The 10,929-nt window shown below is 36.3% G+C and carries 5 protein-coding genes and 1 pseudogene; 2 read left to right on the plus strand and 4 right to left on the minus strand.

Annotated elements, in window-relative coordinates; translation table 11 throughout:
* Positions 1-861 (minus strand): hypothetical protein (locus FT986_RS11370; protein WP_147865164.1); only part of this gene is annotated, 861 nt, incomplete at its 3' end.
* 45 nt (positions 862-906) lie between these two features.
* Positions 907-7,827, minus strand: coding sequence for a PKD domain-containing protein (locus FT986_RS11375; RefSeq protein WP_147865165.1), 6,921 nt, complete (start codon positions 7,825-7,827; stop codon positions 907-909).
* Between the two features lie 558 nt (positions 7,828-8,385).
* Between FT986_RS11375 and FT986_RS16200 the strand changes: the two are divergent.
* Positions 8,386-8,553: pseudogene (locus FT986_RS16200) on the plus strand (IS110 family transposase); the annotation flags it as partial.
* 98 nt (positions 8,554-8,651) lie between these two features.
* Here FT986_RS16200 and FT986_RS11385 read toward each other — a convergent pair.
* On the minus strand, positions 8,652-9,266 hold the full coding sequence (locus FT986_RS11385; protein ID WP_147865166.1) for a hypothetical protein: 615 nt from the start codon (positions 9,264-9,266) through the stop codon (positions 8,652-8,654).
* A gap of 380 nt (positions 9,267-9,646) precedes the next feature.
* Here FT986_RS11385 and FT986_RS11390 point away from each other — a divergent pair, with 380 nt between their 5' ends.
* Complete coding sequence (locus FT986_RS11390) at positions 9,647-10,618, plus strand: IS110 family transposase (RefSeq protein ID WP_147865167.1); 972 nt, start codon at positions 9,647-9,649, stop codon at positions 10,616-10,618.
* Positions 10,619-10,721: 103 nt separating this feature from the next.
* Here FT986_RS11390 and FT986_RS11395 read toward each other — a convergent pair.
* A partial coding sequence (locus FT986_RS11395) for a group II intron maturase-specific domain-containing protein (protein ID WP_305054934.1) occupies positions 10,722-10,929 on the minus strand: 208 nt, incomplete at its 5' end.

The raw sequence follows: 10,929 nt of genomic DNA on the forward strand, positions 1-10,929 counted from the left end.
TTGACCACCTATTATATCAGTACTGGGTTGGCTTCCGTTCGCAGATCTCCTTCCGGTAAAATAGTAATTCCCATTGTTAGGGTTTCTATACATTTTTAAATAGTTTATCGCAATTCCTGGTAATTTCATATCCAAATAAGTTCCCCCTAAAAAGTTTCCATTACTATCGTATTTTAAAATATGATAGGTGTCACCCGATTGGTTATTGGTATAGGCTCCATTGGCATAAGTGCCCTGTGGAATACGAACCAACCAATGGAGATCGCCATTGCCCGTTGCAACAAGGCCGCGGGAATCAGTATGGACGAAGGCTAAAGAACCATCAGAAGGGGGCATCGGTTGTTTAAACCATAGCATAGTACCATCTTTATCATATTTGGTTAAAAACATCAGACTACAGCTTGAGGAAGTCTGATCTAAGATGGTATCATTTTCTATACGGGCCGGATATTTGAATTGCTCATCTTCATCACAAGAATTAAACTTACCTGCCATATACAGAAATCCATTATCATCGGTTTCAATAACCGGAGGGGTTTCATCATTTTTTCCTCCAATAATTTTTGACCAACGGTAAGTACCATCGCAAGCAAAACTAGCCAATGCATAATCACTTTTTGTAGCTGCAGGAGAACCGTAAAAGGTTTTGGTATTTCCGTCTATTTCAAGATTATGAATTCCCATAGCCGAAACCGCATATACATTCCGGTCATTATCGGTTGCAATATCGTAAGCCTCCTCGGTTTCATCCCCTTCTATACTGGCTCCTCCTTGCTTAATCCATTGCCATTCTTTTTGTTGAGCAGTCATAAAACTACTCAACATTAAAGTCAAAAAGGTAACTATATAAGTTAGTTTCATAAGTTTCGATTTTAAATATTCTAAAGTTAAGGTTTTTTATTTTACTTATTCCACAATTAATTTTACAGTTTTCATGCTACGCTCATGCTTTTGTAAACTTAGATGATACGTCCCGGAAGCTAAACCGCTACAGTCAAAAATTAAATTCCCTTGTAGGTCCTGAAGTCTTTTTACACTTATTATCTTTCCATGAAGATCGGTCAACACCACGCGATAGTTGTTAGAATCTCCTTCTACTTCATAATACGCAGTGGTATAATTTGCCACAGGATTAGGGGCAACTTGTAAACTGAAAAATTGCGTTGGCGCCGGTCTGGGGCTTGGTGGAGGAGGGCATTGTGAAAGATTGAGCGCAAGATTGGTATGACATTCTATGTTTTCCGGTCCTTGGCCGGTAACTGAAATATCTAATATGCCACCAGAAAAGCCATTTTGACCCTTAAAATAGAAGAGGTGGTTGGAGTTCCCAGGGGGCAATAGTGCAGAATTATTTATAAAGTAGCCCTGATTGTTGAGTGCAAATAAATCTATTCCGATTGGAATTCCATAATTATTGGAAATATCCATGTGAATTTCATACATCCATTCCCCATCAATATTTACACAATCGGCATGCCAATTATTAACATTAATTTCACAATTATGGCATTCTCCATAATCCATTTCCATAGTACCAATATCTAAGGAACATTCATCTTGTAAATATAATGAATAACTACTTCCCGACTGAATATCCTGATTATCTAAAGGCACTACAGCTCCAGTACCTTGAGTTATAATTTGTTGGTCTCTTCTCCATTCCCAATTATCAAATCCATCAAGAGGACCTATCAAGTAGCCTTCAGCAAAATCACCCCCGCATGTAGTAAAGCAACCGGTTGGGAAAATCCAAGCTAAGGCCTCTAAATCGGTAGGTAAATCAGTTTGCGCAGAGGCTGAACAATTGTTAACTTCTGCACGTACCCGAATTGGTCCGTCGTGTGTAATTACTGTTTGCGTTCCAGTATCTCCATTACTCCAATAATACGCTACCCCGGGTTGAGGATTATCCACAAACACCTCGACTTGGTAGGGCGAACAAGAAAGGATATTCAATCCAATCTCAGGTTGCGCTGGCGGGTTTACCACATTTACGGTAAAATTCCCTGCTGCTCCGGTACACGAAACTCCATTGATAGTTACCGTTGCAAAAACGGAATAGATATAAGTACCAGGCCCTTGATTATCAATAATTTCATGTTGATCATCCCACTGGGTTTGCAACACATGATTACGGTACCAGGTATATTCTAAGTTATCGCTGTCCGGTACGCGAAGCTCTATCGAATTTCCTTCACATACCACTGCTTCTCCAGAAATAACTGGTGGAGTAGGTGATTTAATAAAGCTAACACTTATAGGTGGAATATCATATGTTTTGCAACCATTATCATCGGTTATGAAAGCAAAATACTGTCCATTTTCGGTTACATTGAGCGTTGGGGATGATGTTATAGCGTAAGGACTCGGTGTAACTTCATTTTTATACCATTCAAATGAATCAGGTACAGCCAGTGAATTGTTATCAAAACTTAGTGTTATTGTTTCACCTTCACAGGCAGTTTCAGGACTTTTTTCAAACTTACCATCCATATTGACTTCGGTTACATTCACTAATTGCGAGCTAGACGAACTACACCCATATTTATTGGTTACGTTTAAAGTAACTTGATTAACATCTCCTGAATTTAAAGATTTTACAGGATCTTGTTGGAGATTAGTAGCTACATCCGCTGAAAACTCCCATTCATAGGTTAAATCAGGATCATTAGCTAGGGCGTCAAACTGGACTGCTTCATTTTCACAACCTGCAACAAAGTTAAAGCTAGCATCGGGCATATCAGGTAAAGTGATTGTTTCGTAAGCTTCACAAGCAGGATTACTGTTTGAAACTCGAATACCCACTTGATAAGTGCCGGGAGCTAATTGCGTATTAAGTTGTGCAACTCCATTAACCGTTATTCCATTTTGCCAAGAAGCACCGCCGTCTGTGGTAAATTCAAATTGGGTAGGCGGCTCATCTGGATGATATTCTGAGTAATCCAATAGATTAACATCATACTGACCGTTGCCAGCACAAGAAATGTTGTATTTTAACCCAGCTGCATAGGGGATGACAAAGTCTAACCATTTTCCACATGTTTCCTGATTTCCACTTGTGTTAATATAAGTAATGGCTAAGCTTGCTCTCCAAATTCCTGGTGTTAAATCTCCTAAAACCAACTGAGTTGGATTATTTATACTAACGACCGTAGCCCCTTGAGGAAAATCAGAGAAATATGCATTAACATAACTACCTCCTATATTGGTTATATCTATGGTTATTTCTCCACAAGAAGAACTAGTTGTATTATAATCAAAATTATCAAAATCAAATCCTCTACATATAGGCGTTCCGCCCTGTCCGCAATCTTCAGCTTCTAAATTTCGCGTACTAGAAGTACATCCGTAAGTATTGGTAACTTCAGCGTGATAGTTACCTGGATTATTAACTACATCTAAAGTGGGACTAGTAGCTCCTGGCACAATTGCGCCATTTTTATACCATTGAATAACATCGGTAGCTGCAAATCCTCCTTGTTGATTTATAACCATGGTGGTATATAGATCATCTTCACAGGCACTTACCGTTTTGGGTGTAATTGTAATTACGGGGGACGGTGATACCGTAATGGTATAAGAAGCTGTAGAAGCCATCGTACAGCCATTTACTCCAGTAACTGTAGCAGTTACGATGTAAGTTGTGCTAGCTGAAAGAGGTGCTTTATAAGTGTGTGATACATGGGTTGCATTAGTAATGGGACCTTCAGTAGTGCCATCTCCAAAATCCCAAGTGATATCTGTAAAACTTGCCCCTGAAGGTAGTAACACATTAAAATCTGCCGGCTGGTTTGTGCAGGCATCTGTATCACCATTAATACTTATTTGAGGAGATTGAATAATGTCAACAGTTTGAGAATTATCAAAAAACACCTGACATTTCCGAGCATTCACTTTTACTTCCACATTGTTTAAAGCTGCTTGATTCCATAAAACGTAAATTTGATTGGTGTTTTGACCGCTTTCAATACTTCCTGCGGATGAAGGTATGATTTCCCAATTATAAGTTTCAGCCGTTGTATCGGTTACCTCATAGATTTCATAACTACTTCCACATACTTGTGTGGCTCCTGTAGTAAAGGATAGGTCAACAGTTTCCGTTTGTATAGATAATGTAAGGGTATCGGAAGAACACTCGGACTCATCTTCAAACCAAACTTCAACCTCTAAAGTAGCATTTGGGTTGAAATTTACATCGATTTCAGAACCGGTAGGCGAACCCAAAATTTCTCCGTTGGTGACACTCCAATGAGCGGTGCTTCCTTGAGGAACAACTACCGAATATGTTTCCGGCACACCAGGACATACTGTAGTAGGACCGTTAATGGCATCTGGGGTCTCAGAAGGACCATCTACTTCTATTTTCATATGACTAGCACAATACATCTCTGATAATACATCAACTACATATGTTCCGCTATAAGGAAACGTAACAGATGCAGGCGAATTATTTCCGCTTTGTGAAAACCCATGAGGACCAGATATAAGCCAGTCTATATTGTAAACTGTGTTCCCGGTTTCATCTAAAAACTCTATCGGTGCAGTATCATTTGGACAAATAATTGGTATATCACCTAGAGACAAGAAAGGTTTTACCTCTACATCAAACTCTGCCTTACCTCCACAACCTAACAGTGTATTTTCATAATTACAAACCAAGGTTACTGTTCCCGAAATATTAGTTTGGACAATAATTTCATTACGTTGATTTGTTGATCTTAATGAAGCTCCGATTGTATTGTTTTTTAAGCTCCATGTAAAATCTGTCGTAGGCCATTGGGGTAAGGAATATTGCCCTTGATCTCCGGCGCAAATTGTTTCAGGACCTTTTATAGTTCCTTGACTTTGCACTACTGGTACTTTAGCAGAAGTGGTACAATTGCCACATTCTTTAGAAGATACGCTAACATATCCCATTCCATCTTCATCTACTTGATTCCAATGTACGGATATTGAATTTTCATTTTGCCAAACTACATCTCCACCTATTATTTGCCAATCTAAAGGGCAACCGTCAGGAAGTGAATACGTAGCAAAGGCTCCTTCACACACCACTCCCGGACAAGAAATAGGAGGAAAAGGTTCTGTTACCTTAACTTCTAAGCTATATTCATCTACACAACTACACCCATTAAACACTTGTAAGGTAACTTCATAGGTTCCCTGGTGTTGATAAGTGTAACTGGGCTCAAATTCATTTGATGTATCTCCGTTACCGAAATCCCAATTGTAATAAAGGTCTCCATGACCATTATTAGTCGTACTTAAATTGTTAAAAACAATTCCTGTCTCAGCACACACGGTTATTTCTTCTTTATCTCCAGAAAAAGGTATGACCTCAAAATAAGCAGTTGGAGGCTGTAATTTTTCAATACATCGTTCCATTGTTATCTCTGAACCATCTTGTAAAATTATTTTGACTTCTATAAAACCTGAAGGATTGGCATCCCAGTTTATTTCAGCGGTAGTACCGTCATACGAAATAGAATCAATTGTACCACCAGAAACAATCCAATCTATAGAAGTTATGTTACCTGTATTGCCTGTAATTGTATAGACTGTAGTGCTGTTTCCACAAACACGTAGACAGGGGGCATCTTCGATGTCTTCATAGTCAAAGTTAATTGGCTCAAGATTACCTTCTTGACAGCCTACTTCTCCTCCCCATTCTAAAAACAGACCACATTCCTCTATAACAGTAACTGTTACAGCTATAATTTCAGCACAATCTTCATCAGGGGTAAAAGTATAAGTTCCCGAATTTTGATTATCAATTACCGCAGGACTCCAAGTTCCACTAATTTCATTATCAGATAACGATGGCAAGATTGGGGCTTCGTTACCTTTACATATTTCAGTTAGAAAACTAAATTCTGGAGTAACTCCGTGATTAACAACAATAGTTGCTTGAGCAGTATCACAATAGTTAGTAAAATTACGACATACTTCATAGGTTATAATATAAGTTCCTGGGGTAATAGGCGGAACCGATATGTCTCCGTTCCATGAATTCATACTTACACCTGATAAGCCTCCGTCATTAATTATGGAAAAAGAGTAAGTGTGTTTTAAATAAAGAACAATAGGATTTCCACAATACGTATCATTCTGTTTAACTCCAGTTAGCGTGCCTCCTTCACATGCATTAACAGGTGAAGAAGTGAAATCATCATTATTGGCAATAAGTTGTGGAGCTAACACCAAAATTGTTACTGTGCCTGTATCACAATGTGCAGAATTATTAGTATTACAAATCTTATAATTAAAAGAATAGGTTCCTGGAGCAACGGAAGAAGCTACACTTACCAATCCTGTACTGGTGTTGAAGGTAATTCCTTGAGGTAGAATGAAAGATAAAAAACTAATCGTTGTATTCTGAAGAGTCGCAGGGCTTCCATAAACAGTATCATTATCTAATACAGAAAAAGAATAAGAGGCGCAGGAATCAAATAACCTAAAATCATTATTAGCCTTGATACAATTAATAAAACTGACATCGGGACCTGTATCATTTGCAGAATAATCATAAATGGGATCTAACGAGTAATTACCTCCTACTCCACCACAAATTCTAGTGAAGTTTCCTTCTACTTCAAATTCAAAACTTCCGTTTGGATTAGAACCGAATAAGGAAAGTGGAACATCAAAACAAAAAGAACCTCCAGAAGAATTAGGATAATGAGTAGTAGGAAGGGGTATATTACCCACAAAACCTCCGTTTTGCGTTATGGTAAGATTAACATTATCATAAATAGATTGATCTGGAAGATTGTATGTTCCACAAATAGTAACATTCTCTGTAGGACATTCGATTGTAGGAATTGGATTCAGATTTATAGTTCCGTTTAAAGGGGTTGCACAGTTTGTACCACAGAGTTCGTCTATATAAACCTTTCCCCAATGCCCCCCCAAATTACAATCAGCAATAATAAATTCAACTCGTACATTTTGACCCATAAGATCAGAAACATTTATACGATCGCATACCCATCCCGTATATAAACGAGTAGCATCGTTTATAGGATTAAATTGGTTAAAAATACAGTCACTTGGATTTGATACTGCATTTACTTGTCGCAGAATATTATCGTTCTCATCATAGATCCTGATTACAAAAAAAGGCTGTGTTTGTGGATTATGATTGTTAGGGTTTTCGAGTATTAAAGAATAATTGAAATTAAAGAAATTCTCATTTACTGTAAAGTTTCTAGACATTGTGGTTATGTGTATTAAACCATTAGTAACTAGATTGTTATTCAATCTTAACGCTCTATTTCCATTAAGAACACGTGGAACACTTACGTCTGGGTCGTTTCCAGGTGATACCAGAGCAACATATCCATTTAAACTATTAAGTGGGCTAGGATTGATTGGAGTAAAGCTTGGATGATTAGTATCTACATTTACGCTACTTGTAGCCCAACCAGAGGCTTGAACCGATTGAGTAAAACTATAACCACTTAAGCCCCCTTCAAAACCCCCATTAGCACATAATTGTAAAGGCTGTGGTTCGTGATTAATTGTATACGATTCCCGTTTTTCAGGATATTCTTCAAAAAACTCAACACGGAGTAAGTGTTTTTTATAATATTCTGCAGCTTTTTGAACATTCTCTTTTAATTGCTTTTTTCCTGTAACATCATTTTCTTGTTGAATATTGCACCTAATTTCCTGAAGAATATTTTCTGAAAGTTGGTAGTCCTTGATTTTTTCAGAAATATAATTAGAAATCTCTTGTTCGGTTTTTTCAACAGAAGATTTCTGAATTTTTTGCGCATTTGCCCAATTCATAAGAATTAAACAAATGATAAAAAGTGATTTTTTCATAATCAACAGAATTTAGATGAGTAGTTAGGTTTAAGTGCATTAAAAACAGGGTGAAATTGATATTTTTACGTAATTTTAACCTAAATACATATATATTTATACATAATTAACAATATTTTAAGAACAATAGGCTTTATAACTATAAATTCTGATGATTAGACAATTACTCTGGGAAAGGAAAGAAGCGTTTAAAATATATAAATGGACTTCTAGAAATTAAAAATTAGTTCTCCGCCTGCAACTGGAGAATGGATTGTATTTTTTTATACTATAGTCCTCTATCTAGTTTTTACAAAAAAAACCAATTAATAATATTTGTATTTAAATAATGACCAGTAGATCACTATAGTGGTCCTTAAAATACAAAAACCTTTAAAAACAACGCTTAATGGCTTTTTCAGTACTTCAGGCGCCAATTATTTTCAATTTTTAAACAGTACATCCGGCTTTAGGATGTTTCAACAATCTAGCTATAATTAGTTAATGTTTGATGGAAACCACAGGCTATTATCACTATCAGTTGGGTTTTTACTTATGTGCCGTTTTAATGTTTGCAAACACAATAAGGCTTGCAAGGAAATCTATGAACGAATCGTAGCGAAGGGTAAAAGCAAAAAACTGGCCTTGATAGCGGTAGCTAACAAGCTTTTAAAACAAGCCTTCGCCATAGCTAAATCTGGATTGCCCTACGATGAAAACTATGTATCTGTTCTAGCAAAAGGATAGATCAAGAAGGAGGTATAGGTGTACAGTTAAAATCTGTTTGCAAAGATTTTGACACAGGTAATGTATGTCTCAAATTTAATGTAAAAAAGAGTTGGTTTTTACCTCAGTTCTTTGTTGGCTGTAGTTTTATTTTTTAGTTTATTCCACTCATTTTTTTCTGTCAGACACAATAAATCTACACAGTTTAGATAATCAATTTTGTTCAATGAATAATAATATTCAATAATATTTTTTATATCTATGAACTCACATTTACGTGTCATTTGAAATTTAATTTTATCAGAGCTTTTGTTTTTATAAGTTATTTCCAAAAAATTATACACACCATTAGATAATCCATTTTCAAAATTCCATTCACGAACACTGAAATCTTCTCTGCCAAAATAATCGACAGCAGATATTTTTAGTTTATCAATTTTACTTATAGGAATTTTTTCTTTTCCTTTATAAATATATTCTTCTGAGAATTTTAAACTATCAGTTAATTCCCCTTTAATCTTTTTGTATTTATTTATGCCAAGAATTTTCAAGATAAAACCTATTAAAAATATAGGTAATTGGAAAATAACCAAAGCTGTAATTAAATCAGAGTTTTTGTGATTTACAATATAAACAAGAAAAATAATAGTTAATAAATTTGACCAAAAAAGAATATTCAAAATCAAAGTTCTAGTCCAAGTAAATTTTTGATCAAATATTCTGAATTTTTTCAATTTAATTTTCTGCTTTTAAATTACTGCCAACGGTCTCGTATAACCGCAGTAGCTGTTTTATAGATTAATTTTCAGTTTTAGATTGATTATTGTTTTCTTCATCAACTTCAAGTTTAGAACTAATTCCAGCTATTGCGGTTATACATCTTAAGTTTGATTCTTATTAAATTTAAGTTATAAATCAGAAAGAACAAAGAGAGGATTAAGGTTATGATATACGGTGAAGCGTTAGACTTCGACAACATTGATAATCCCCTCTCTTTAACTACTTCAATCACGTTCAGTTCTGTGAGGCTAAACCTCGTTTTCAAAGCCTGTACTGAGCTTGTCGAAGTATTGTTGTGATCCTGGTAGTATGCTCTTTCATAAAATCAGTTCTTATGGATAAATATAAGGAAACTTTTGGAGTTGATATCAGTAAAGATGTTTTTGATGTCTATGGTAATGGCTGTGGTCATTCTCAATTTAGCAATGATTCGTCTGGCTTTAAGTTGTTTGTCAAGTCATTGGGATCAGATGTTTTGGTAGTTATGGAAGCCACAGGTTATTATCATTATCGACTTGCACAGTTTCTTTACAAAAACGGTATTGCTGTATCGGTAGTAAACCCCTTGTCTGTCAAGCGTTTTATTCAGATGAAGCTATCAAAAGTAAAGACAGACAAGAGTGATGCCAAGGCTATTTGTCATTATGCTTTGTCCAATGAAGTTCCGCTATATAATGCCCTTAGCAATGTACAGGCAGAATGCTTGCAGCTTTTTAGGCTTATGGATAATTATTTAAAGAAGCGTACGGCCACTAAAAACAAACTTCACGGAGAAGAAGTGCTAGGCATTCCATCTAAGTATGTTTACAGGTCTTTAAAGCGAGATCTCAAACACTTAGACAAAGAGATCAAGGGTATTGAAGACCGTTTACTGGAACTTGTAAAACAAGATCAGCAGCAGCAACTAACCTTGCTAACGAGTATACCAGGTATCGGGATCAAGACGGCTTTGTTTTTAGTTGTCACCACAGATGGGTTTACCAAGTTTGAGAAGGCTTCCCAGCTGTGTAGTTACGTAGGGATCACCCCGACGATACGTGAGTCGGGCAGTAGTGTTAGGTGCCGAAGCAGGATTAGTAAAGTTGGCAACAAAAAGCTTAGAAACCTGTTGTTTTTATGTGCGTTCAATGCTTGTAAATACAATAAGGGTTGCAGGGAAATCTATGAGCGAATCGTAGCGAAGGGCAAAAGTAAGAAACTGGCTTTGATAGCGGTAGCCAACAAGCTTTTAAAACAAGCCTTTGCCATAGCTAAATCAGGGTTGCCCTACGATGAAAACTATGTATCTGTTCTAGCAAAAGGGTAGATCAAAAAAGAGGAATAAATGTAGAGTTAAAATCTGTTTATAAAGATTTTGACACAGGTAATGTATGTCTCAAATTTAATGTAGAAAAGAGTTGGTTTTTACCTCAGTTCTTCTTAAATTTACCATAGTAATGCACCCATCCCCTAATCATTGGATTGAGGTATTGAGCGACACCTACAATGCTTTTAAAAGTAAGCTTGTCTACGTTGAGTTCTTCGAGTTTGTCTGCGATTCGTTTTCTTGAATCAATACTTATAGCGCAGTCATATCCCAAAAACAGGTTACCCTTTTTCTTAGAGTAGGCAGTTCTA

The organism is Mesonia sp. K4-1, assembly GCF_008017825.1.
In the GTDB taxonomy this organism is placed as follows: domain Bacteria; phylum Bacteroidota; class Bacteroidia; order Flavobacteriales; family Flavobacteriaceae; genus Mesonia.